Genomic DNA, 25,539 nt, shown 5'->3' on the forward strand with positions numbered 1-25,539 from the left:
CCTACCTTTTCCACGAAGGAGGAACAGTTTATGGATTTTAAGCGTTCTTATCCGAAATTAGCAGATTATTTATCCAACCGGGTCGATTTTTCCCGTAAAGAACAACAGCAGTCCCGTTGGCATTGGTTCACATTAATTTTATTTGGATTAATGACTGTTGCAACGTTATCACAAAAACTAATATTGCTGACTGTGTTCATCGCAATCGTTGCATTGATCAAAGGTCCTGTGATGATCTTGTGGGGGATGTTGTATTCCTTTTTGGTTGGGCTTTTTCCGCCTATCGGTATTTTGCTTTCAGCGATTTTCTTTTTATTGAATATCGGAACATTTACAAAGAACTGGCGGATGACCTTAGTTGGGATCTATTTTTATTTCTATCCTTTTGGAGTGATGGCACTTAGTGAAGTCATGCATTGGGATAATCATTGGTTTATAGCTGGCTCCTTGCTTTTAGGGTTGATCTTGTTACACGTGATGTTGACAAAGCTCTATCAACATTATGGTATCGGACGTACGATTTTCTGGTATGTCTTTTCGATCCCATTTGCACTGCTTACTGCTCTCTTACCAAGCCGTTTGAAGACAAAAATAAAAGGTTACCATAAAATCAAGTGATAGGATTTTTACAAAATAAAGAAAACAATCATCAAAGTCAAAACCGATGATTGTTTTTTTATCTATATTTTCAATCACACATATAAGAACACAAACTAATTGAACATAAAGTGATAGAACTTAGAATTAACACATCAACGCTACTGTTAGATATAAATATAGATGTAACAAAGTCATTGCATTCAAACTTTATGAATGTAAGGATAATAAAAAAGAGTACCAGATGAATCAATTAAAATCTGCCCGACCCTTTATCATTATGCTTTTTTTCTGTTTTTACGATTCCTATCCTATTAGTATTATTCTAAATTAACAAAAATCAGCGAAGCTCGTACTTCTTTTTCTAGGATTTATTTTGGATAGTTCTCTGTTTCTGTATTATATGATTGGCTTCGAGTAATAAGAAGGAATTTACGAAAATTGCTTCTCAAATTTCGGAAAAAGGGGGTATGACACAACTAGTGTCATACCCCCTTTGAATTTCTATGCGATTTCTGAGCCATTTGGCATGGATTTTGGTGCTTCGATCACTTGTAAAGAGCCATCTGGTGCTTCTGCAGAAAGGATCATTCCTTGACTGATTTGTCCACGCATCTTTCGTGGTTTCAGATTTGCTACAATGACGACTTTTTTCCCGATCAATTCGCTTGGATCAGGATAAAATTCAGCGATTCCTGACAAGATTTGACGGTCTTGGCTGTCTCCAGCATCTAGTCGGAATTGCAGCAACTTATCTGCCCCTTCTACTTTTTGACAGTTGATGACTTCTGCTACTTTTAGTTCTACTTTTTCAAATACATCAAATTTGATTTGTTTTTCTTTCGTTGAAACAAGTTCTGTTTCTTCTGGATCCCATTTGACTGTATCTTCGTTTGTTTGAGTACCTTCAGACATTTTTTCTTGAATAAAAGCAACTTCTTCTTCCATATCTAAACGTGGGAAGATTGGTGTACCTTTTGCAACTACTTTTGTTCCTGAAGGAAATTCGCCAAAGTGTAATCCTTCAAGATTCATTGTTTCAGAGTCCAATCCTAGTTGATTGAAGATCTTCTCTGGCGTTTCTGTCATGATTGGCTGAAGTAATATCGCTGCGATACGCAAAGATTCAGCTAAATGGATCATGACACTATTCAATTCAGCTTTCTTTTCTTCGTCTTTTGCTAATACCCATGGTTCTGTTTCATCAATGTATTTATTTGCACGAGAAATCAGCACCCAGATTTCAGCCAACGCTGTATTGAATTCCATTTTTTCCATTGCATCATGGTAACGTCCGACAACGTTAGCAGCCGTCGTAGACAGTTCACTGTCAAATGGAGTGACAAGTGAGGCATAGTCAGGAACGAGTCCATCACAATATTTGTTGATCATAGCAATCGTTCGATTCAATAAGTTCCCTAGATCATTTGCCAGATCATAATTGACACGGGAAACAAAATCTTCTGGCGTAAAGACACCATCTGACCCAAACGGAACAGCACGAAGCAAATAATAACGAAGTGCATCTAAACCATAACGTTCCACAAGCATTTCAGGATAAACGACATTTCCTTTTGATTTAGACATTTTTCCGTCTTTCATCAATAGCCAGCCATGCCCAAATACTTTTTTAGGTAGAGGCAAATCAAGAGCCATCAACATGATTGGCCAATAGATCGTATGGAAGCGAACGATTTCTTTACCGACCATCTGAACATCTGCAGGCCAGTATTTTTCGAATAGACTTTCATCTTCGGAGCCATATCCTAGTGCAGTAATATAATTGGATAATGCATCGATCCATACATACACCACATGTTTCGGATCACTCTTGACTGGTACCCCCCAAGTAAAGGTTGTTCTTGAAACTGCAAGATCTTCTAATCCTGGTTTGATAAAGTTGTTGATCATTTCGTTTTTACGAGATTCTGGCTGGATGAATTCGGGATGTTCTTCATAGTATTCCAACAGACGGTCTGCGTATTTGCTCATGCGGAAGAAGTATGATTCTTCTTTTACCAATTCTACTTCGTGTCCACTTGGCGCTTTACCACCGATCACATTACCTTCGTCATCTTTGTACACTTCTGCAAGTTGTGTTTCTGTAAAGAATTCTTCGTCAGAAACAGAGTACCAGCCTTCATATTCACCTAAGTAAATATCTCCCTGTTCTAATAAACGATCAAATATTTTTTGAACAGCTGCTTTATGGTAATCATCTGTCGTTCGAATGAATTTATCATAACTTATATCAAGCGTTTTCCATAATTTCTTGACATCAGCCGCCATTTTATCTACATATTCTTGCGGTTTTACACCTAGTTCTTCTGCTTTTGTTTCGATTTTTTGACCATGTTCATCCACTCCAGTAAGATAAAACACATCAAAGCCCATCAACCGTTTATAACGAGCAATTGCGTCACATGCAATCGTAGTATACGAGTTGCCGATATGAAGTTTGCCGCTTGGATAATAGATTGGCGTAGTGATATAAAAAGTTTCCTTTTCTGCCACGGGGCTCTTCCTCCTTTATCGCATGATGCGAATTCGTTTCCTTGCTAGTATACCATAAAAAAAGCATGCTGTTAGCTTTTTTTCAAAATGAAAAAGACTGGATAAACGACTTCTATCTACGTTCAATCTATCCTTTAAAAGGATGAATAGGTTGAATAAATGCAGGTTTTTGTTTTGTTTCATATCTAGTAAAAAACGGCTTTTTATTTCTCCTCTCACACATGGTATAATAAAGACTATCTATCTTAGTAAGGGACTGGAACAATCATGCAGAAGAAACATCTTTTTTTTACACTTAGTATTGCTTTTCTTTCATTAGCACATTTAATATTCAGCTATTTTTATATTCGTATGTATGGTTATTTTAACCTCCATGGGCATTTGAACAGTTTTATGACAGCAGCTTGGATTTTGCGTTTTATCATTGACGTATATATTGTTATTTGTGGCTTCTTTGCCATTCGTGAAGAGCGGTATAAAGTATTGCCGTTTTATCTGCTTTTCTTTTTATTCAATCTCATACTTCCATTTATTTTTCATATTTAAATGATAACCTAGATTTTCCAAGTAAATCCTTGGTTTTTTTTCAGAGTCTGCTACAATAAGGTAAAAAGTACTTTTACTGTCAATGGAGGTGGTCAGATGAACCGTTTTGCTTCTAAAGAAGAAGAAAAATTATATTATGAACATGAAGCTAGTGAAGAAGAATTTCTTAACTGGTATCAAAAACAGGAACGTCCAGAATATGACAAGCCCTCTTTGACTGTCGATATCGTACTGATGTGCTATAACAAAGAAGAAGATCAGCTGAAAGTTTTGTTGATCCAAAGAAAAGGGCATCCTTATCGAAATTCATGGGCATTGCCTGGTGGCTTTGTCCAAAAGGATGAGTCAACTGGAGAAAGCGTCTTAAGAGAAACAAAGGAAGAAACTGGTGTGGTTATTTCAAAAGAAAATATTGAGCAACTGCATACATTCAGTACGCCTAATCGAGATCCGCGAGGCTGGGTCGTCACAGTCAGCTACTTAGCCTTTATTGGAGAAGAACCGCTAATCGCCGGAGATGATGCCAAGGAAGTACGCTGGTTCACACTAGAACGTCATAGTAACAAGATCCATTTATCTAGCGGAGAAGTGGCTATCTCGCTTGATTTAGTCACTGGAGAGTCTTCTGGCAAAGATACTTTGGCTTTTGACCATAGTCAAATCATCTTGAAAGCATTCAACCGTGTAGTCAATAAAATGGAACACGAGCCGCAAGTTCTACAAGTTTTAGGTAAAGATTTCACGATTACGGAAGCTCGAAAAGTATTTGCTAAATTCTTAGGGATCGATTATAAAACGATCGATCATTCCAATTTTAAGAAAGCTATGCTCCAATATTTCGATGAGATCGGTGAACGTCCTGTAGGAATCGGCCGTCCTTCAAAAATCTATCAGCTCAAGCCGGGGCACCATGAATAAGGTTGTGAACAAAAGATTCAGACCTAATCATTCAAGAAAAAACGCAAAAACAACTCTTTGCGAGTTACGTTTTTTGTTTCAGAATTTCGATGTATTCGTAAACTTTCTGAATAAAAAATTAAGGCTCTTTGTCAAATGATGTTGGTAAAGAGAAATCTTAGAATAATTGGAGATCAAGTGGATCAGTTCCTCTTGATCTTTTTTAGTTGAAAATCAATGCGTTGCCATGACGAATCATGATGCGCAATTTGAAATTATAAAAGCTACGAAAGCCATATGCATTTCGTTTTAACACTTTGATATGGTTGTTCAGACATTCAAGTGGGCCATTTGAATAACTTTGTTGTAAAGCATTTTTGATTTGTGGCAGAAATTTCTGGAACGTTCTCAAGGTCGTCTGATAGCCTTCGGGAAGCATGATATTATTGGTAAGTAGTTCTTCAAACGATACGTAGTCTCGTTCCTTTACAGCGTAAAGAAAGTCTTGATATAACTGATAGCCTACACGCAAAGCAGGGCTCCCTTTCAGTAAGCGATCCACAATATCGGTCTCTGTTAAATGAGCTTTGAAGCCAGGTCGCCAAAGGCGTCGAGTATAATCAAGCTTGCGTTCATCTTTTTGAAGAAGTTTCCAGTATCTTTTTAATTGCTTACCTAATTGATAGTGTTTTTGTTCTTTGCTTTTTAATAGTTGGTTCGTTTCTTTGATTCGATGATTGCGAAAGGTACGACCAATATGTTGGACGATGTGAAACCGGTCAATAATCAGCTGTGCTTTTGGAAACAGCTTTTTAACGAGCGATACATAAGGAGCGTACATATCAATCACGATCCATTCGACCGCTTCACGAATTTCTCGTGAAAAATGACTAAAATAACGTTTTAAAAAGGCAGTTGTCGGTTCTCGACAATGTCCAATAAGCGCTGTGTTTGTCCATCCATCATGATGAAACTCATAGCACCTGAAACACCCCGAACTGATTTGAATTCATCAAAACAAAGTACCTTAGGTAACGGTGTCCGAAAAGGATTCAACGGACGATAAAATCGCTTCATAATACGGTAAACAGAAGAGACCGATAGATTTTTCTGAGCGGCGATCTCTGTCATTGAGGTATTTTTTTCAGACGAGTCACGACAGACCAGCGGACTTTCTCACTGATGAAACAATGTTTTTTCGCAACAGAAGTATCTGCGACAAAGGTCCGCTGACAAGCTTTGCATTTGAAGCGTTGCTTTTTCAATTCGAGGTAGGTACGGTATTCAGAAACATCGTTCATTAACAACCGGACGGTTGTTGTACCCCAACGCACAATATCTGAAGCAATCTGGTGTTTACAGTGGATGCATTCTTGGGCTGTATAAATCAAGTTTCCACGATAAATATGACAGATTTGCCCTTTGTATTTTTCTTTTGTGAGACAATTTTCGTTAAAAGTAACTGATAAGTCTAGAATATCTAATGTTTCTTTGATAAGGTGAGTGTAAGACATCTTGATTCCTCCTTTTGGGTTGGTTCGCCAAATTAATTCTAAAGGATTTCAAGGTGTCTTTTCTATATGTTTTGGAAAATAAAAAAGATGCTGGTGTCATCCACCAACATCAAAAAGTATAGAGCCAAAATTAACAATAGCAGAAAAAGCTCGTACGAACTTTTTCTGCTATTGTTTTATTGGTTTGTCATAATTAGTGAGCTTTTCTTCAAAAGAAAAATTCCTAGAAACAAAAGTCATTAAGACTTTTTATTAACAAGGCGAACCCTAACGCTCCTATCAGTTTCATTCATTTTTTATCCCTTGATAACCGAATGTCTGCCCATTTCTTCTACTACTTGGCTCTTTCTTACGGAATTGCTTTCTTCTGCTCCGTCGGTATTGATCAAAAGAAATTTTTTATTATACCATTGGGACTTATAACGCAATTTTGTTATTAATTTATGCCAGTCATGAATAGAAAAATCAGCATGTGCTTCTTCTTTTGGAAAAGATTCTACAAATAAGTAGTCATATTGTTTGACCAATTTCCCAGATAATTGTTCAAGATAATCTTCTCGCTGGTTCTTTTGTTTCAGATAAAGATCCATTACTTTTCTCTTTTGTTTCTGATAATTGCTTGCCTGATCTAACCTGATCTTTCTATGGTGAGCGGAGCGGACTTTCACATTCAATTTCCGCTGTGCATGTTGCAGCTTTTCTTCTGTCTGGTGAAATTTTGGTAAAGTTACTTCTAGAGGACGAGATGTTTGGATCAATGTCTTCGGATGATAGGCGATCCCGATCCATTTAGCTAAAGATTCTTTTTTTACTGACGAAACATCACAAAGTAGTGCGACATAAAATTCTTCATTATATCGAGCAGAAATCGTAGCGGAGCGAATCGATCCTTCAACTGGCCGATGCTGATTTATTTTGATTAGTTCTTTTTGTTTTGGTAACTTTAAGTAGCCATTTTCCAGATAGATCGTACGGGTTTGGTTGTTGGTCGTATAAGATTGCCACATACTTTTTTTCGTTTTAAGCTTTGGGAAGCTGGCACGTCCCTTGAAATAATTGCGAAAAGCCCGATCCAAATTAAGCTGTGCATTTGCTAAAGCAAGACTGTCTACTTCTTTTAAGAATGGGTATTCTTTTTTTAATGTAGCGGGTGTAAGCGAAAAATTGGCTACTCCTGTTTGTTGCCAACTTTTCTGCCGCTTTTTCAGCAAATGGTTATAGGTAAATCGAGCACATCCAAAAGTACGAATCAATTGCTGTTTTTGTTCTTCTGTCGGATACATACGGAATTTAAAAGCTTTTAGCATCTATGTCCCTCCTAGTTAGCAACCAGAAGAGATTCCTTTTGTCGTTTTAGTTTTTTTGCGTAATATGGGACTTCCTGCTCAGTTGCATAGACAAAATGTTCTGGTGCGATTTCACGAAGTTGACGTACTTGTCCGTCATCTGGTTCAGGTTGATATTTGATTCTTCTGCGTTTTCTCTCATGGTCTGGATCTGGTAGAGGAATAGCAGATAACAAACTTTCTGTATAAGGATGGACACCGTGATTATAGATTTCATCACTTGTTCCCATCTCTAATAACAAGCCGTTATGCATTACACCGATTCGGTCACTAATATGTTTAACCATCGACAAATCATGTGCAATAAATAGATAGGTCAATTGATGTTCTTTTTGGAGATCTTGTAACAAATTGACCACTTGGGCTTGGATCGACACATCTAGTGCAGAAATTGGTTCATCACAAATGATAAAACGCGGTTTTACTGCCAATGCTCGTGCAATACCAATACGCTGGCGTTGCCCACCTGAAAATTCATGAGGATAACGAGTACCGTGGCTTGGATTCAATCCAACAGTTCTCAATAGATCATCGACTTTTTTTGCACGCTCTTCAGATGATTTAGCTAGTCCATTAACATCAATTCCTTCGGCGATAATATCTCTGACTTTCATCCGAGGATTCAACGAAGCATATGGATCTTGGAAAATCATCTGAACATCATGCCGGAATTTCGTCAAACCTTTTTTATCTTTGATCTTCGTTATATCTTGACCGTCGAATAATATCTCACCATCAGTAGGTTCATTCAAGCGAATGATCGTACGGCCAGTAGTGGATTTTCCGCTTCCAGATTCTCCAACTAAACCGAATGTTTCTCCTTCATAGATGTGAAAGCTGATGTCATTTACAGCATGTACTTCATTCTTTTTTCCTACATTGAAATACTGTTTTAATCCTTTAACTTCAAGTAGTTTATTTGGCATCAGCAATTCCTCCTTGACCGTAAGTATGTTTTTGTTTCTCTTTAAAGATAGCCCAGCGACGTTGGATTTCTTCTGGCGGTGTCACTTTGGGTGCCTGCGGAGCAAGTAGCCAAGTTGCTGCCTTGTGTGTTTTTGATAGTTCAAAAAATGGTGGTTCTTGTTCTGCATCGATTTTCATCGCGAATTCATTTCTTGGATAGAATGCGTCTCCTTTTGGCGGGTTCAATAAATCCGGTGGAGAACCAGGAATAGCATACAATCGATCGTTCGCACTATCTAATGTCGGCATTGAACCAAGCAGTCCCCAAGTATAGGGATGTTGCGGGTTGTAGAAAATTTCTTCCGATGTTCCAACTTCAACGATTCTTCCTCCATACATGACAGCGACACGATCAGCGACATTCGCTACTACACCAAGGTCATGAGTGATAAAGATAATTGATGTATCGATTTTTGTCTGAATTTCTTTCAGCAGCTCCAAAATCTGTGCTTGAATAGTCACATCAAGCGCTGTTGTAGGTTCATCAGCAATCAGGATTTCCGGATAACATACCAGTGCAATCGCGATCACGATCCGTTGACGCTGACCTCCTGAGAACTGATGTGGATAACTGTTGATACGTTTCTCAGCTTCGGGTATTCCAACTAATTTAAGCAATTCTAATGCAGCTTTTTGTCCCTCTTTTTTTGAAACTTTATTATGCTTTCTAAGGGACTCAGCGACTTGCTTCCCAATGGGCATCGTCGGATCTAAAGAGGTCATTGGATCTTGGAAAATCATCGCTATTTCTTTACCACGGATTTTTTGCATCTCTCTTTCTGATTTTCCAACGATATCGTTACCTTTAAAGAGGATTTGACCAGCATCTATATTGGCGTTGCTTGACAGCAAGCGCATGATGCTTCTGGTCGTCACTGATTTTCCACTTCCAGATTCCCCAACGATCGCCAATGTTTCTCCTTTATTCAAATGAAAATTGACACCGCGAATCGCTCGTACCTTTCCAGCATACGTATCAAAAGAGATTTCTAAGTCTTTCACTTCTAAAATTTTCGTCATCGTCTTCACTCTTTCATTTTAGGATCAAAGGCATCACGCAATCCATCAGCAAGTAAGTTAAAGCCAATCATGATAACCGATAAAGTTACTGCCGGAATCCATAATAGATAAGGCAGATACAGGAATGTCTTGTACCCTTCGCTCAACATCGTTCCTAATGAAGCTGACGGAGGCGTAAGACCTAAACCGATAAAGCTTAAAAAGGCTTCGAAGAAAATAGCAGATGGAATACTAAACATCATTTGAATAATAATGACACTAGAGATATTCGGCAAAATATGTTTGAATGCAATTTTCATTCTTGATTCACCTAATGTCAATCCAGCTAAAACATATTCTTGATCTTTTAATTTCATTGTTTGTGCACGAACGATACGTGCCATTGGTATCCAGTTTGTGATGGCCATAGCAGCCACGATTGAAAAAATTCCTGGTTCAAAAACGACCAACATCAAAATCATGACAACGAGGTTTGGAATTCCTGATAAGATTTCCAAAAAACGTTGCATCACGTTATCGACACGTCCGCCTAACAAACCAGAAACCAACCCGTAAGCTACACCAATCGTTACATCTAGTAATGCAGCAATAAATGCGATCAGCAACGAGATTCTCGTTCCCATAAATAAGCGGCTTAATACATCACGTCCCAAACCATCTGTTCCTAAAAAGAAATTTACGTTTGAAGGGACGTTTGCTTGAGCATATTTATCAACAAGTTCACCACCGACCATTGCTTTTCCATTCAATCCATCGATATTGATTCCCGGAATACGAGGAGGCAAATTGATATAAGCCACGTTTTGGGCAGTTGGATCATGAGGAGAAACAAAGATTGTGATCACAGAGATCAAAATGATGACCAATAGTAAAACCATTGAAATAACGGCAGCTTTGTTTTTCTTTAAACGGCGCCATGAATCTTGGATAAAATTCAAAGAAGGTGCAGTAATCTGTTCACGTTCTTCTTCGGTATTTTTTTGTAATGGAAGAAACTCATCCGCAGGGATATCTGCGACTGTTTCATAACGCTTTGGTATCATTTCCATTTATCCTCGGCTCCCTTCTGAAACACGAATTCTTGGATCAACTAGACCGTACAACAGATCTACGATCAAAATAACAAAGATCAGCATAAATGAGTAAAGGATCGTTACAGCCATGATCGTAGGATAATCATTTGTTGTGATTGACTTAACGAATTGTTCCCCGATACCAGGAATAGCAAAGATATTTTCTACCACCAGTGATCCGGTCATCAATGCTACAGCTAACGGTCCTAATAAAGTCATCAATGGAATCAAACTATTTCGAAGACCATGTTTAAAGGCGATTTCCCAACGGCTCAATCCTTTTGCTTTTGCTAATTCCACATAATCACTATGCAGTACTTCCACCATTTCCGTACGGATAAACCGAGCAGAGTCAGCAAGCGGCGACATGGCCAACGCAATTGTTGGTAAGATTGTGTACACAAAGCCATCCCATTTTGCGATTGGCAAAACTTGTAATTTGATTGCAAAGATATATTGTAATAAAACAGCAAATACAAAGTTTGGAATGGAACGACCTAATATCGCTACGAGTGTAGAAGATGTATCTGCCCATGTATTTTGCTTCATGGCAGAGATCGTTCCTAAAATCGTTCCTAGGACTGTTCCAAAGATAATTGCCTGTAAACCTAACTGCAAGGATGGTCCGATTCTTCCAGCTAACAAATGTGCGACTGGCTGGTTTTTAAATTGGAAGGAAATTCCAAAATCTCCTTGAAGCAAATTAGAAAGATAAATCCCATATTGTACGATAACTGGTTTATCCAAACCGACTTGTTTATTTAGCATCTCAATTGTTTCAGGACTCAAACGTTCCTGATTCGTATATGGCGTGCCCGGCAGCAATTGCATCAAGAAAAAGGTGATTGTTGCAATTAACCAAAGCGTGATGATCATGAAAAAGACACGTTTTAATACATATTTGATATAACTATTCACTAATGTTTCCCCCTAGCTTTTGACTTCTGACAGATGTTTCGCTACATTATTAGATAATGAACCAAAAATAAAGGAGCAATCAAATGAAAAAAAAATCTATCCCCTACGCAGTAGCTTTTCTACTGATTCTGGTTATTTTAATAAAAAATCTCATCAACCATTCCTTTACACTCATTCAATTATCTAATGATCTATTCTTATGGTCATTGCCGTTTCTGATTATCGGCGGTTTTTTATGGGTCTTTTCTTCGGGTTTCTTCGATCATTTTCAGCGATCGGTCCATCTTGCACGAACAAGGAACCGAAAGAAAAAACCAGAATTTTCCTCGCTCTCGTCTGCCAGCTACGGTATGTACAGCTTTTGGCTGATCATTGCCGGAATACTAATTGCTCTTTCTGCTATTTTCATGCTTTTTTCTTTGTTAGGATAAGTGAATATGAGAACGAGGTTGCGACATTTGCCGCAGCCTCGTTTTTTCTCATGCTCACGGTATTAACGATTATTCTTCAACGTATGTCCATTTGTAATCCCATGAAGCGCCTGCCGCATGGTGAACGATACCTTTGATTTTTTCATTCACTAGGTGCCCTTCTGCTTTTTGGTACACCGGAACGACACCCATATCATCAGAGATGATCTTGATTGCTTTTTGGAAATCATCCCAACGGGCTTGTTCATCGCCAGCGTCTGTTGATGAAGCTGCTTTAACTGCTTCGTCATATTCTGCATTGCTCCAGCGACCACGGTTGTATGAATTACCTGTGACAAACAAATCAGTAAAGCTGCTTGGGTCTGCATAGTCAGCAGCCCATCCGCCTAGTACTGCGTCAAAATCACCCGAAGTTGAGCGGTCAAGACGTACAGAGAATGGAACAGGTGTTGGTTTGACTGTTACGCCATCCAAGTTTTCTTGGATTGAGTTTTGAACATATTCGATTACTTTTTTCGATGAATCATCATCAGAAGCCATCAAATCAAATTCTAAAGAATCAACGCCCAATTCTTTTTTCGCTTTTTCCCAATATTCTTTTGCTTTATCTTTGTCATAAGAAACTAATTTTCCAGCTTCTTTTGCAAAGTCTTCGTTCGTTGTTGGACTTTTTACCATATCTGATGGGATCAATCCTGTAGAGACAACTGATCCGTCACCTAGTACTTGTTTTACTAAAGCTTCACGATCGATAGAATAAGAAATAGCTTTTCTTAGGTTCACATTGTTGAATGGTGAATTCTTTTCACGTTGATTGAATTCGATATAGCTTGTCCGCGCTTCTTTAACAGAAGTATAAGCTGGATCGTTTGCGTTTTGCTGTGCTAACTCACCAGACAAGATCACGTCATCTGCTTGGCCATCTTTGAATAAGTTCAATGCAGTAGAAGATTCTTTTACTACACTGACTTTGATTTCAGAAAGTTTTACTGTATCTTTGTCCCAGTAATGGTCATTTTTCTTATAAGTCCATTCTGTATCTGTTCCTGGTCCATCAAAATCTTCTAATGTGAATGGTCCATTATAAACAGCTTTATCACTTGCAGATGCATAGGCATCCCCATTTTCTTCCACTACGGATTGTTTTTGTGGGAAAAATGATGGGAAAGCAAGCAGATATTGGAAATATGGTGTTTGTTTCGTCAATTTGATTTCTAATTCATAGTCACCAACTGCTTTGATCCCTAGTTCTGATTTATCTTTCTTTCCAGCTGTGATGTCTTCTGCATTTTCAACTGGCGCATACAGGTAAGCATATTCAGAAGCTGTAGCTGGGTCTACTGTTCGTTGCCAGCCATAAACGTAATCCGCTGCTGTAACAGGATCACCATTTGACCATTTTGCGTCTTCTCGTAATTTGATTTTGTAAGTTAATCCGTCTTCACTGACTTCTGCCAACTCGCTAGCTCCTGCCGGCTGTGGTTTGCTGTCTTCATCAAGACGGTAAATTCCTTCATAAACGTTATTCAATGCTGTAAAACTGATTGTATCTGTTGCAACTGATAAGTCAGCTGTAGGCATTTCTTGAGGCACGACTAAGTTAAATACGCCTCCTCCATCTGCTGAACCGCTTTTTGCTGAACTACTGTTGCTTGTGGCTGAACTGCCGCCATAACATCCAGCAAGTACAAGGCCGCATACCGCAACCAAACCAAATGTAAATTTCTTTTTCATTTTACGTACCCCTTTATTGGAATTTTCAGAATAATTAATATTTTCTGAAGTTGTTTAAGAGTTTAATGAATAATTATTAAAAAATCAACACTTTTTTTTGTCTTTTTCATAAAATAATGATTTTTTCGTGAGGTTTCAAGGAATTTTTCAGAAAAAATAGCTTTGTACAAGGTTTTCCATGGTCTTCCAAAAGCCATTAAATAATTTTCGTTATATTGTCTATTATTGCCATACAAAGATAAAAAAGAATAAATAAAAAGAAACTGTGACAAAAGTCTTGTCACAGTCCCTTATTCCGAATAAACGGTGTTCAAAAGCTTGCATCTGCGGTAATAAGCCCAACCAAACGAAAAATAGGAGGAGCTATTTTTGTTTGGCTGTTCTTATTACTTGATGCAGGACAGCTTTTTCACAACCTCTGGTACACGGTGTTCCAAAAGTAGCTTCTTCGGAAATGAGTTGGAATTTCACAAAAATTCAAGAAGTAATTTTCGTAAATTCCTTCTTATTTCTTGAAGCTGATTACTTCTGTCACAACCTCTTTTTATTATTGAGAATCTGGTCGAGGAATAATCGTTTTTGCCATCCAAATATCCGGTTTGTCCCAGCCATTTGCATTTGGTAAGACACCTACGATTTTATAACCTAATTTTTCATAGAATTCATACGGATGTTCACGAAGGTTCTGGATGGAAGCCACTTTATCAAATGTATGCTCATACAGGTCCGTTTGACTTAACGTTGTTCCATGGTCTAAATCATCCGTACCTAAATAAATCGTGATTCCTCCTCTGGAAGCTACTTCTTTTTCTAAGTAATTGACTAATCGAGTACCTATTTGGTTCTTTCGTCGGGAGCTTTCTACAACTAATGGATGCAATTCCCAACCTGTGATACCGTATTGAGGGATTGCACCAATAAATCCTACTAACTCATCTTGGTCTACCGCTGCTACCGCGATTCGTTCTGGATTCATCATTTCTTCTACTTCTTCTGCCGAGCTGTCTCCATATTCTTCCGGCCAAGTCAGTCTCAGTAAATCAGAAAGCTGATCTTTCAATACTGGATTATTACGGTCAAATTCACTGATTATCATACGTCTTCCCCCTTGTTCTTGCTTATTCTAACAGTCCTTTTGAAAAAACGAAATGTTCTCGCTCAAAAATCTTTAGCTACCAATCAGTATCTCTATTCTTTCATTATTTATCTTACTTATAAAATAAAAAAATTATACAGAAACACTTTATTCAAAATAGGAAAGATCAGGAAAGCCATCAATTGGAGGAAAAAACTCTGTTTGTTCATCATGATATAGATTATCTTTTGCTTTAAAAAAAACCAATTATGAATTGACAAATAAAACCTGTTTTCATATAATAATCTTAATTTTTAGAATTTTTAGATAATTACAAAAAAGCAAAGGGAATCGGTAGAAATACTAAGAGGAACAAAAAACATTATTGTCGTTTTCAATGTTTTTGTACTTGTTCGTTTTTAGGATACTTATTGATGATTTCAAGGTGTTCATGCCACCTTATTCATCACTTATCCTCTCTTAGGTTCACCTCTACTCCATCTACAGCCGCAGTCAGATCGATCACTCTTTAAAATTTTAACCCGTTTCAACGAAGAAAGAAGGAAATGAATATGAGTCAAAGTGTTTTCTTACCAAATTATACCATTGGAACAGATGCGTATGAAAAAGCAAATGGAATCGTCAAAGAATATGGGACAAAAGTAGTGCTGATTGGAGGGAAGACTGCACTTTCAAAGGCAGAAAACAAAATAAAAGTAGCTTTGACACAGGAAATAGAGGTTGTCGCCAGTCTCTGGTACGGGGGTAATTCAACTTATGGAAATATTGAACAGTTGATCCAGCATGAAAGTGTCCAAAAAGCAGATGTCCTGTTTGCAGTCGGTGGTGGCCGTGCTTGCGATACTGTAAAAGTCATTGGTGAAAAACTAGCTAAACCAGTCTTCACCTTTCCCACTATTGGTTCGAACTGTTCGCCCGTCACTGCGGTATGTGTCATCTATAACGAAGAAGGCGTAATGGACGGACTCTTCTTTCCTTCAAAACCACCTGTACACACCTTCATTGATACAGCAATTATTGCCGAAGCACCTGATAAATACTTATGGGCAGGTATTGGCGATGCTTTATCCAAAGAAGTCGAATCTACTTTTTCTGCTCGTGGCGATGATCTAGGCTACACGGATAGATTAGGAATCCAAATCGGAAAAATGTGCATTGATCGTCTCTTGACTTATGGTACGCAAGCATTGAAAGATAGTGCCGACGATCGTCCCTCATATGCAATTGAACAAGTCGTTTCGGATATCATTGTTACTACCGGATTGGTTTCTGTTTTAGTTAACAATAACTATAATTCTGCTATGGCACACTCATTCTATTACGGTACGACTGTTCTAGAAAAAATGGAGGGATACCTTCACGGAGCATCTGTCAGTTATGGTGTACTGACCTTATTGATGATGGATCAGCAGTTCGATTTGTTTGATAAAATCTATGTGTTTATGAAAAAGAACCAACTTCCAGTATCGTTAACCGACATGAATCTCAATGTCACGACCGATTTAGAAGCAATCTTAGATAAAGCCATGGCAACAAATGATATTAAACATGTGCCTTATGAAATCACCCGAGAAAAATTTAAACAGGCCATTCTTGACGTAGAAACTTATCATGCTACACAAGAAAGCCAGCAAGGATATAAGAAAATCAGTTAAATAATTGCTAAAACCCCCATCAAGCAGGCTGTCATCAAATTGAGGACATTTCTTTGCTTGATGAGGGTTTTTCTTGTCAAAAAAAGCTTTATAGCTTTCGCTATAGAATCTTTTCTCTTATTTAAGTTGAACAGTTCCTTAATTAAGAAAACTGCTCCTTTTATGGTAATTGAAAAAACGAGTAGGCTACGATTATTTGGCAACTGTTTTTTTCATTTGCTTGCTTCGCAATTGTCCGCAAGCTGCATCAATATCTGTACCATGTTCTTTACGTATCACACAGTTTACGCCGTTTTTCTTCAATACATCATAAAATCTCAATACATCAGCTTTTGGACAGCGAGAATATTGATCATGTTCACTGACTGGATTATATGGAATCAAGTTGACATATGCTAATTTTTTCTTATCTTTTAATAGATCTGCTAATTGTTGTGCATGCTCTGGTCTATCATTTACTTGATTCAACATGATATATTCAAACGTGATTCGACGGTTTGTTTTCTCTAAATACTCATCCACAGCTTCCATCAATTTCTCAATTGGGAAACTTCGGTTGATCCGCATGATCGATGTTCGCACCTCATTATTCGGCGCGTGCAAGGAAATAGCCAGATTGACTTGCAAGCCGTTATTAGCGAATTCCTTGATTTTGTGTGCTAATCCACTAGTGGAAACTGTAATGTGCCGAGCACCAATTGCCAATCCTTTGGCATCATTGATGATATGCAAAAAGTCCATTACATCGTCGTAATTATCAAATGGCTCACCGATCCCCATTACAACGACATGTGAAACGCGTTCGCCAAGATTGCGCTCATCAAAATAATGTTGGACCATCATGATCTGCGCAACAATTTCTCCAGCAGTCAGATCACGGTTCTTTTTGAGCAGCCCGCTTGCACAAAATGTACAGCCGATATTACATCCTACTTGTGTCGTCACACAAACTGACAAGCCATATTCTTGTCTCATCAGTACAGTCTCAATCATGTTTTTATCAGGGAGTTCAAACAAATATTTTACTGTACCGTCCGAAGCTTCTTGGACGACCATCTGTTTTAGAGGATTGATGATAAAATGCTCCGATAATTTTTCGATCAATTGTTTCGATAGATTCGTCATTTCTGTGAAATTACTTACACGTTTTTGATACAACCATTCCCAAACTTGGGCAGCTCGGAATTTTTTCTCGCCGTTTTCTATAAACCAATTGATTAATTCTTCATTCGTCAAGCCATAAATGGACTGTTTTTCCAAAGTATTTTCCCTCTTTTTCTCAAAGTTTCGCTACATACTATACATGATTCATTTCCTTAATGCAATACTTCACAAATAAATCGAATAGAACTTTAATCTCACAAAAACTAAAAAGACAAGACATCATACCGTATTAGAAAAGATGGAAAAAAACCATTTTTTCTTTTGGTATCATCATGCCTTGTCTTTTTATTGGTTATTCGTTTTTCAACCCTTCATCACACAAGTTTTACATGTCATTATCGTCCGGCAACGTTTCTGATGTTTCTTCCTGCTCAATGAATACTTTCCGAGGCTTGCTTCCTTCTGACGGGCCAACAACTCCATGAGCTTCCAGTTCATCTACTAAACGTGCTGCTCGGTTGTAACCGATCCGAAATCTTCTTTGGAGAAGGGAAATACTTGCCGTTTGCATTTCAATGACAAGTGCTTTTGCTTCTTCAAACAGCTCATCTTGTGGCTGTTCTGGAGCACCTGTCGTTTCAACTTCATCTGTCGGCATCATTTTCTCTTCATAATGAGCTTCTTGCTGATCTGTAACAAATTGAACGACCCGTTCTACTTCGTGGTCAGAAATGAATGCTCCTTGCACACGGATCGGTTTATTCTCACCCATTGGCAAGAATAGCATATCTCCTCGCCCTAAGAGCTTTTCTGCCCCATTAGAATCAATGATCGTCCGAGAATCTGTACCGCTTGATACCGCAAATGCCATTCTGGAAGGTACATTTGCTTTGATGATTCCTGTGATAACATCCACACTTGGACGTTGAGTAGCTAGGATCATATGAATCCCCGCTGCCCGAGCCATTTGCGCTAAACGAATAATCGCATCTTCAACTTCATTGCTGGCTACCATCATCAAATCAGCTAATTCATCTACGATCACTACGATGAATGGTAAGGTTGGATGTTTCGTTCCGTTTTCCAAGTTTTTCTGTTGAACAAATTCATTGTAACCAGAAATATTTCTTACTCCGGTTGCCGCGAATTTTTCATATCGTTCTTCCATTTCTTGTACTACTTTTTGTAAGGCTTGTGCTGCTTTTCTAGGGTTCGTCACGACCGGCGTCAACAGATGAGGTATGCCGTTGTACATATTCAATTCAACCATTTTCGGATCGATCATCATCAGTTTTACTTCATGGGGCTTAGCACGCATTAATATACTTGTGATGATCCCATTAATTGCTACTGACTTCCCACTACCAGTCGAACCAGCCACGAGTAAGTGAGGCATCTTCGAAAGATCAGCCGTTTGTACCCGTCCAGAAACATCACGTCCTAAAGGTACTTCTAGTAATTTATCTGGGTGGTTTGGTTGTGCTTCGATGATTTCTCTAAAGGAAACCATACTGATCTTTCCATTTGGTACTTCAATACCAATCAGTGATTTACCTGGAATCGGTGCTTCCATCCGGACATCTTTCGCCGCTAAAGCAAGCGCGATATCATCTGTTAAGTTCACAATTTTACTTACTTTTACCCCTACAGCCGGCTGGACTTCGAATTTTGTGACGGATGGTCCTAAGCTGGCTTTGACGACCTTGGCATCGACACCGAAACTTTGGAAAGTTTGTTCTAATACGCCGATATTTTTTTCAATTTTTTTATACTCATCACTTTGATCCACAGTTGGTATAGAATCAAGCAAATCAACTGTCGGTAATTCATAGTCTTGGTTTTCCTGTTCTGCTTCAATCTCAAATTCTAATGAGGTACCGTCATCCTCTGGCAACTCATCTGAAAAACCTTCTGCTGTATTGGTCTGTTTTGGTGTATCTGGTACTGGTTTCTCTAGATTCGCAGGATGGATATTTTCTTGAAAACTGTCGATTGGAACAAAACTTAGCTGCTCCGGCTCTGTATTTTCTGGTTCCTGCCATTCATCAGCAGTATTTTCCCTTTGCTGGCTCACCGCTTTTTTCTTCTCATATTCTGCAGCTTCTTTTTCTGCAGCTTCTTTTGCAGCTAAGCGCCTTGCTTCTTTCGCTTCTGCGCGCTGTTTCATCCTCTCTTCCTTTGCCGCTTGCTTTCGAGCTTGCTTGGCAGGATCACCTTCCAATAATCCCTGTACTCGTTCTCCAATTGATTGGATACTATTTAACAGCTGATAGCCTTCCAGATTACTGAACAGGAATGCTCCTCCTGCCAGTAATAGCACTGCTGCTAAATAACTTCCAGGCTGTGCAATCAAGAAGTAAGTAAAATGATAAAGGATTGCTCCAATCATCCCACCACCAACGTTATTGTCTACTTGACTTTGTTTTATATCACTGGCTAACAAATCCCATGTCGTCCCCATGATATTTGGTTCCCCAGTATGGAGTTTGCCAAATAAACGGGCATGTAACAATAATAAGATACCGAAATAAAAGAGTATGCCGCCAAACCAGCGTCGGTTTTTACCAATTGAAAACTCTGTATTCTTAATGACAATCCAAAATCCTAAGACGGCTAATAAAAGACAGAGGATTTGGTAAGTATTTCCTGCAATGATCCGAAAGCCGTTTGCAATCAATATTCCTAAAAAACCTAATTTTAAAAAGCCGAAGACAGCAAATAAAATCAAGGTAAACCCAACACCAATCGTCAGCATTTGTTCCTGCTGCTGTTTTTGCTTTTTCGTTTTTTTCGTCTTTTTCCTTTTTTTAGTAGGCCGTTTCTTTTGTGCCATTTATTATCCCTCATTTCATCAAGTTTCATTATACAAAAAAAAGCAAGGGAACTAAAGTTTTGTTTGAAAGAACTGACGCTTTCTTTCATTTTTCAGCTTGTTTTACAGTTTTTCTTAATTTCTAAACGATTTTATCAAAAAAAGGCACGGCCATATCCAGCCGTACCTTCTTGTTTTAAGTATGTGAACTAAAGGTTCTCTCCATTTTCTTCAATCAGTTTTTGGTACCAGTAATAACTGTCTTTCTTATATCGTTCCAAAGATCCTTCTTGTGTTTCATCTTGATCAACATATACAAATCCATATCGCTTTTGATAACCGTTCAGCCAGCTAAGCAAATCTGTATAAGACCAGGTGCAATAGCCTAGGACTTCTGCTCCATCCGAAATTGCTTCTTTGATGGCTTTGACGTGGCTTTGTAAGTAATTGATTCGATAGTCGTCATGGATTTGTTTATCTTCTGTCAACTTGTCATACTCTCCTAAGCCATTTTCCGTAATCAGTACCGGCATGCGGTAACGGCTTGTGATACGACGCAGTCCGATCCTTAATCCTTCTGGGTCAATCTCCCAGTCCCAATTTGTTCGTTCGACAAATGGATTCTCAACTTTTTTATACATTCCAGGAACTCCAGTTTCTTCTGATGAACCTTTTTTTCCTGTCGTATTCATTTTTCCTGCACCAACTCCGTTTAATGGATTGAATGCATTCGTCGCCGTTTGATAGTAATTTATCCCAAGAAAATCTGGTTTAGCAGATTCTAGCAATTCTGCATCGCCAGCTTCAATCGTTGGTGCCCATCCTTTTTCTTCTAAGAACCTCATGGCAGCAATCGGATATTTTCCCCACATATAGACATCCATCCAATAATTGGCCATCAGGTCTTCAGCATTTTCAGCAGCCAGAACATTTTCAGGATTACTGTCAATTGGATAATTTGGCGTATACGCAAAGCTTGGTCCGATTTTCCCAGGCATTTCTAACTCGTGAAATTTATTGATGACAGATGCATTTGCTAAATTAGCAATATGGTTAACTTCATACATTCGTTTCGGGTCTGTCACACCTGGCGGATGTGCTGCTAACAAATAACCTAATGAAGTGAAGATATTTTGTTCATTCAAACTAATCCAGTAATGGACTTTCCCTCGGAATGCCTCAAATAATGTTTCTGCATAATGAGTGAAATCTTCAATGATCTGACGTGATTCCCAACCATTATATTCATCTTGCAATGCTTGTGGAAGATCCCAATGATATAAAGTCAACATAGGTTCGATATCGTTTTCAATCAATTCGTCGATCAATCTCTCATAAAAAGCGAGCCCAGCTTGATTGACTTCTCCTCGTCCATTAGGAAAAATCCGTGTCCAAGCTACAGAGAAGCGGTAAGCTTTCAGACCTTGTTCTTTCATTAAAGCAATATCTTCTTTATAACGATGATAGTGGTCTACTGCCAAATCACCGTTCGTTCCTTTAAATGTCTTTCCTGGAATCCGAACAAATCGATCCCAGACTGATTCTCCTTTCCCATCTTCTTGCCAAGCTCCTTCTACTTGATACGCTGCAGAAGCAGAGCCCCACAGAAAATCTTTTGGAAATGAGGTAAGTTCTTTGTGTTCCATTCATCTCTTCCTTTCCTATAACCTTCAATCGTTCCTCTTTTAGAATAACACGAAACCCCTTCCACAACAAAATAAAATTATGTAAAGGAGGTTGTGACAGAAGTGGTCAGCTTCAAGAAACAAGAAGTAATGTACGAAAATTGCTTCTCAAAGTTTTGTAAAATTTCGGCTTATTTTTCGAAGAAGCTACTTCTGGAACACCGTGTATAAGAGGTTGTGAAAAAGCTGCCCTGCATCAAGTAATAAGAACAGCCAAGTAAAAACAGCTTCTTATGTTTTTACTTGGCTGGATTTATTACCGCAGATGCAAGCTTTTGAACACCGTTTACCAAGAGGTTGTGAAAAAGTCGCTTAGTTTCGAGTAGTAAGAAAAATTTTGTGAAAATGGCTTTCTACATTTTTGCATAAATTTGGCTTAATACCGAGAAACTGGCTTTTGAACACCGTTTACCAAGAGGTTGTGAGCCTGCCATTCAGCTCCGAGTCACAAGGAGTTGGCAGGAGAACACTGTTTATTCGGAAAAAGGGACTGTGACACGTCTTTTGTCACAGTCCCCTATTTGTTAATTTCTCGGCGTAACATCTTCGCCAAACCATTTATCGGATATTTTTTGGAATTCACCTGTTTTCTCTAGTTGATCTAGGGCTTCATTGATTTTTTTCACTAATGTACTATCTGACTTGCGTGCACCAACTGCAAAATCCTCACTTTCATAAGAACCTTTTGTTATGTTGAAGTCTTCTAGTTCGTTTCTTTGTTTCAAATAATAGTCTGCGTATACTTTATCCATCAGCAGACCATCGACCCGTCTGCTTTTCAGATCGATCAATGCTTCATTAAAACTATCATACAAAACAGCATCTTGGTTTTTGACTATCTCTTTTAATACTTCTGGTTGTTTCGTAAATACATCATAACCAGATGACCCATTTTGCGCACCTAATCTCTTATTATTCATTTGTCCAAAGTTTGTGATTCCTGATTCTTTAGGTGTGATCAGCACTTGATCGTTTTCCATATAAGGTTTTGTAAATTGCACTTTCTTTTCTCTTGCCGGCGTTTTGGAATAGCCGTTCCATATCAAATCGATCGTTCCATTGTTCAGTTCAAATTCCTTCATTGACCAGTCAATGGGCTGAAAGTCTACCGTAATCCCATATTGTTCAAAGACTGCTTTGGCTAAATCAATATCAAATCCTGTGAGCTTCCCGTCTTTATCTCTAAATCCCATAGGAACAAATGTATCGTCTAAACCTATAACGATTTTTTTCTCTTCGTTGATAGTCGCCCAATTATCTGCTGAAGTTTTTTTGTTCGAACAGCCTGCAAAAAGAAGAAGACCTGCGATCAAAGCGAATAGAAAACTGTTTTTTTTCATCTCTATCTTCTCCTTTCTTAATGAATTGGGGAAACTTTTAGTAATTGATCACCGACATTTTCTGCAAATACTAAATCATGGGTGACAATAATTTGGGTTACCCCATCTTCTTTCAATGATAGGATCAAACGCTCGACTTGCTGGCGTAATTCAGGATCTAAAGCACTTGTTGGTTCATCATAAGCCAATACCCGTGGATTCATAGCCAATGCTCTGGCAATCGCTACCCGCTGTTTTTGTCCGCCAGAAAGCTGATAAGGATAGTTATTCAATAAATCACTAATCCCTAATGAAGCCGCTAATTCTTCTGCTTTTTTGGTGTATTCTTCTTTTGTCTGTTTCAATACCATTTTTGGTGCTAAGGTAATGTTTTCAAAAATATTCAGATGTGGAAATAGCTGGAAGTCTTGGAATACGACTCCTACAACTTGTTCTTTCATTTTAAGCTCGAATGGGTTGAACGGTACACCATCTAAATAAAATTCTCCGCTGTCAGAACTTTCTAAGCCAGCCAAGATACGTAAAAGCGTGGTTTTACCGCCACCGGAAGGACCTACGATAGCTAATGTTTTCCCATCTGGAATGATCAGATTCAAATCTTTGATTATTTTTTTTTCACCAAATGCTTTGTTCACTTTCTTCAATTCAATCATATTTCTTCCTCCTATCAGTTAGCGGTAATAATTTAATTTTCCTTCAACTTGTTTCATTACGATTGTTAGAATACCAGTCAATGTAAGATAGATGATTGCCACGCCTAGCAAAGGCAGTAAAGTCGCGTCGCGTTCCATCGCGATTTTCCCAGCACGCATTACGTCACCTAAACCTAATATATAGATCAAGGAAGAATCTTTGACCAAGTTGATAACTTCATTCCCTACAGAAGGTAAAACAATCTTTGTCACTTGTGGGATGACGATTTTCGTCACCGTTTGAAAGGGACTTAATTGCAAAACTTGCGCTGCTTCATATTGACCTTGAGGAATCGATTGTATCCCTCCACGAAAGATCTCTGCAAAATAAGCTGCATAGTTTAAGATAAAGGCAATGAGTGCTGCTTCGAAACGATCAAAAACGATCCCAATCGTCGGCAACCCATAAAAAATAAAAATCAGTTGCAACAACAGCGGTGTTCCCCGCATAACCCATACATATGTTTGAAGCAAGTAGCGTAGCGGCTTAAAATGCAAAGACAATCCTAATGCTAAAACAATCCCTAATGGTAATGAGCCAATCAAGGTAAATAAAAATAATTTCAATGTTGTGAGTGCTCCTACTAATAATTGCGGCATAACTTCAATCAAATACTCCATCTTCTTTTCCTCCTTTAAAATAAAAAAATCCTCTTGGCAAATGCCAAGAGGACGTATTATACGTGGTTCCACCTCTGTTTATTTTTTCCTTGCAGAAAAAACCTCACACAGTCGTTGCCGTTCAGATGAAAACAAAAAGTCCTTTGATCCGAAGATCAAAGGACGTTAATCACGTGGTTCCACCTTTTTTTACCGGCTCCTCACGGAAAAGCCAGCCTTATCTGGTCATCTAGCAACGACCGCAGCTGTAACGGGCTCCCCGGATTTTCCTACTATACGCTTCAGAAAATCGACTCCAAGATGTGTTTCACGGTTAACTGCTGCCTCTTTCCACCAACCAGAGACTCTCTAAAAACACCTAACGGCTACTCTTCTTTTCGATGTCATTTGTTTTAACTTTACGTGTAATTTACATGATTATTTTTCATTTGTCAACTCTTTTTTATGATACACTAATAAAAAAAGGAGGGTGATGCGCGATGAGTCGTGCAACCGAACAAGAAGCTTATGAACTACTAAAAAAACTGGGTATCTCTTTTCAAAAAGTCGATCATCCTGCGATTACGTCAGTCAAAAATGTCCTTTTTTCCCTACCTGGTCCGCAAGTAAAAAATCTATTATTGAAATCAAGAAAAGGAAAACAAATCTATCTTGTCATCTTGCCTGATGAAAAGCATGCCGATTTAAAAGAACTAGCTGAACAATTAAAAGAAAACCGCTTATCTTTTGTTTCTGAAGAACAGCTTCCTGACCTCCTAGGCGTTCCAGCAGGTACAGTGACTCCATTAGCATTGACGCACGACAAAGAGAAAAAAATCCAAGTCGTGATCGATGCTGCTATTGATCGTCAAGATACCGTAGGCTTTCATCCAAATATCAATACCACTACGTTGATCATGGATTTTTCCGACTTTGAAAAGATACTTGTTTACTTAGAACATCTGCCAGTTTATGAAAATTTGTAATGATAGAGTAGTT

General features: G+C 38.4%; 21 protein-coding genes, 2 pseudogenes and 1 other annotated feature. Of the genes and pseudogenes, 7 read left to right on the forward strand and 16 right to left on the reverse strand.

All coding sequences use genetic code 11. The features are described 5' to 3' along the window. Positions 1-30 precede the first annotated feature (30 nt). The gene (locus tag RBL01_RS09925) at positions 31-618 is read left to right on the forward strand and encodes a hypothetical protein (protein WP_002307249.1); all 588 of its coding nucleotides are present in this window, start codon (positions 31-33) and stop codon (positions 616-618) included. 483 nt (positions 619-1,101) lie between these two features. On the opposite strand, the gene metG is transcribed toward RBL01_RS09925, so the two are convergent. Then, positions 1,102-3,111 (reverse strand): methionine--tRNA ligase, encoded by a 2,010-nt coding sequence (gene metG / locus RBL01_RS09930; RefSeq protein ID WP_002289325.1) that lies wholly within the window; start codon positions 3,109-3,111, stop codon positions 1,102-1,104. Positions 3,112-3,378: 267 nt separating this feature from the next. Between metG and RBL01_RS09935 the strand changes: the two genes are divergently transcribed. Beyond that, entirely contained in the window at positions 3,379-3,657 is a 279-nt protein-coding gene (locus RBL01_RS09935; protein ID WP_002289337.1) for a hypothetical protein, read from the forward strand. 96 nt (positions 3,658-3,753) lie between these two features. Beyond that, positions 3,754-4,575: an NUDIX domain-containing protein gene (locus RBL01_RS09940; protein ID WP_002293995.1), complete on the forward strand. Its 822-nt coding sequence runs from the start codon at positions 3,754-3,756 to the stop codon at positions 4,573-4,575. Positions 4,576-4,777: 202 nt separating this feature from the next. Here the strand turns inward: RBL01_RS09940 and RBL01_RS09945 are convergent. The 6 genes and pseudogenes from RBL01_RS09945 to opp3b all read right to left on the reverse strand — a co-directional run bounded on the left by RBL01_RS09945 (position 4,778) and on the right by opp3b (position 11,391). Continuing rightward, positions 4,778-6,068, reverse strand: a pseudogene (locus RBL01_RS09945) (ISL3 family transposase). A gap of 296 nt (positions 6,069-6,364) precedes the next feature. Beyond that, positions 6,365-7,375, reverse strand: coding sequence for an RNA-guided endonuclease TnpB family protein (locus tag RBL01_RS09950; RefSeq protein ID WP_002319647.1), 1,011 nt, complete (start codon positions 7,373-7,375; stop codon positions 6,365-6,367). 11 nt (positions 7,376-7,386) lie between these two features. Beyond that, the gene (locus tag RBL01_RS09955; protein ID WP_002289330.1) at positions 7,387-8,340 is read right to left on the reverse strand and encodes an ABC transporter ATP-binding protein; all 954 of its coding nucleotides are present in this window, start codon (positions 8,338-8,340) and stop codon (positions 7,387-7,389) included. After that, positions 8,330-9,400 (reverse strand): ABC transporter ATP-binding protein, encoded by a 1,071-nt coding sequence (locus RBL01_RS09960; RefSeq protein ID WP_002289332.1) that lies wholly within the window; start codon positions 9,398-9,400, stop codon positions 8,330-8,332. Before RBL01_RS09960 ends, RBL01_RS09955 begins: the two co-directional genes overlap by 11 nt. 5 nt (positions 9,401-9,405) lie before the next feature. Beyond that, positions 9,406-10,449: an ABC transporter permease gene (locus RBL01_RS09965; protein ID WP_002293994.1), complete on the reverse strand. Its 1,044-nt coding sequence runs from the start codon at positions 10,447-10,449 to the stop codon at positions 9,406-9,408. Beyond that, positions 10,450-11,391 carry an oligopeptide ABC transporter permease gene (gene opp3b, locus RBL01_RS09970; protein ID WP_002293573.1) on the reverse strand — a complete coding sequence of 314 codons (942 nt, stop codon included), beginning with the start codon at positions 11,389-11,391 and terminating at the stop codon, positions 10,450-10,452. An 83-nt stretch (positions 11,392-11,474) separates the two neighbouring features. Here opp3b and RBL01_RS09975 point away from each other — a divergent pair, with 83 nt between their 5' ends. Continuing rightward, entirely contained in the window at positions 11,475-11,822 is a 348-nt protein-coding gene (locus tag RBL01_RS09975; protein WP_002293992.1) for a DUF3899 domain-containing protein, read from the forward strand. Positions 11,823-11,891: 69 nt separating this feature from the next. Here RBL01_RS09975 and RBL01_RS09980 read toward each other — a convergent pair whose 3' ends face one another. Next, on the reverse strand, positions 11,892-13,556 hold the full coding sequence (locus tag RBL01_RS09980; protein ID WP_002299119.1) for a peptide ABC transporter substrate-binding protein: 1,665 nt from the start codon (positions 13,554-13,556) through the stop codon (positions 11,892-11,894). Between the two features lie 178 nt (positions 13,557-13,734). Here RBL01_RS09980 and RBL01_RS09985 point away from each other — a divergent pair. Continuing rightward, positions 13,735-13,809 (forward strand): annotated as a pseudogene (locus RBL01_RS09985) (ribonuclease P); the annotation flags it as partial. 294 nt (positions 13,810-14,103) lie between these two features. Here the strand turns inward: RBL01_RS09985 and aac(6') are convergent. After that, entirely contained in the window at positions 14,104-14,652 is a 549-nt protein-coding gene (gene aac(6') / locus RBL01_RS09990; RefSeq protein ID WP_002293989.1) for an aminoglycoside N-acetyltransferase AAC(6')-Ii, read from the reverse strand. A gap of 551 nt (positions 14,653-15,203) precedes the next feature. Here aac(6') and RBL01_RS09995 point away from each other — a divergent pair. Beyond that, on the forward strand, positions 15,204-16,307 hold the full coding sequence (locus RBL01_RS09995) for an iron-containing alcohol dehydrogenase family protein (RefSeq protein WP_002303623.1): 1,104 nt from the start codon (positions 15,204-15,206) through the stop codon (positions 16,305-16,307). Here the strand turns inward: RBL01_RS09995 and RBL01_RS10000 are convergent. The 7 genes from RBL01_RS10000 to RBL01_RS10030 form a co-directional block, all read right to left on the reverse strand. Beyond that, the gene (locus tag RBL01_RS10000; RefSeq protein WP_002307236.1) at positions 16,304-16,510 is read right to left on the reverse strand and encodes a hypothetical protein; all 207 of its coding nucleotides are present in this window, start codon (positions 16,508-16,510) and stop codon (positions 16,304-16,306) included. The two genes, RBL01_RS09995 and RBL01_RS10000, sit on opposite strands and share 4 nt — an antisense overlap. After that, a complete protein-coding gene (rlmN, locus tag RBL01_RS10005; RefSeq protein ID WP_307780874.1) occupies positions 16,500-17,567 on the reverse strand; it encodes a 23S rRNA (adenine(2503)-C(2))-methyltransferase RlmN in 1,068 nt (355 codons plus the stop codon). Before rlmN ends, RBL01_RS10000 begins: the two co-directional genes overlap by 11 nt. Positions 17,568-17,796: 229 nt before the next feature. After that, positions 17,797-20,244 (reverse strand): DNA translocase FtsK, encoded by a 2,448-nt coding sequence (locus RBL01_RS10010; RefSeq protein ID WP_002319644.1) that lies wholly within the window; start codon positions 20,242-20,244, stop codon positions 17,797-17,799. A 188-nt stretch (positions 20,245-20,432) separates the two neighbouring features. After that, positions 20,433-21,869 carry a glycoside hydrolase family 1 protein gene (locus RBL01_RS10015; RefSeq protein WP_002289243.1) on the reverse strand — a complete coding sequence of 479 codons (1,437 nt, stop codon included), beginning with the start codon at positions 21,867-21,869 and terminating at the stop codon, positions 20,433-20,435. Positions 21,870-22,432: 563 nt separating this feature from the next. Beyond that, on the reverse strand, positions 22,433-23,248 hold the full coding sequence (locus RBL01_RS10020; protein ID WP_002318672.1) for an amino acid ABC transporter substrate-binding protein: 816 nt from the start codon (positions 23,246-23,248) through the stop codon (positions 22,433-22,435). Between the two features lie 17 nt (positions 23,249-23,265). Then, the gene (locus RBL01_RS10025; RefSeq protein ID WP_002299692.1) at positions 23,266-23,901 is read right to left on the reverse strand and encodes an amino acid ABC transporter ATP-binding protein; all 636 of its coding nucleotides are present in this window, start codon (positions 23,899-23,901) and stop codon (positions 23,266-23,268) included. Between the two features lie 18 nt (positions 23,902-23,919). Beyond that, positions 23,920-24,561, reverse strand: a complete 642-nt coding sequence (locus RBL01_RS10030; protein WP_002289240.1) for an amino acid ABC transporter permease — start codon at positions 24,559-24,561, stop codon at positions 23,920-23,922. Between the two features lie 44 nt (positions 24,562-24,605). After that, positions 24,606-24,951 (reverse strand) — a binding site (T-box leader). A gap of 89 nt (positions 24,952-25,040) precedes the next feature. Between RBL01_RS10030 and RBL01_RS10035 the strand changes: the two genes are divergently transcribed. Beyond that, positions 25,041-25,526 carry a prolyl-tRNA synthetase associated domain-containing protein gene (locus RBL01_RS10035; RefSeq protein ID WP_307780873.1) on the forward strand — a complete coding sequence of 162 codons (486 nt, stop codon included), beginning with the start codon at positions 25,041-25,043 and terminating at the stop codon, positions 25,524-25,526. Positions 25,527-25,539 lie beyond the last annotated feature (13 nt).

This window comes from Enterococcus sp. SB12, from assembly GCF_030910025.2.
Taxonomy (GTDB): Bacteria; Bacillota; Bacilli; order Lactobacillales; family Enterococcaceae; genus Enterococcus_B; species Enterococcus_B faecium.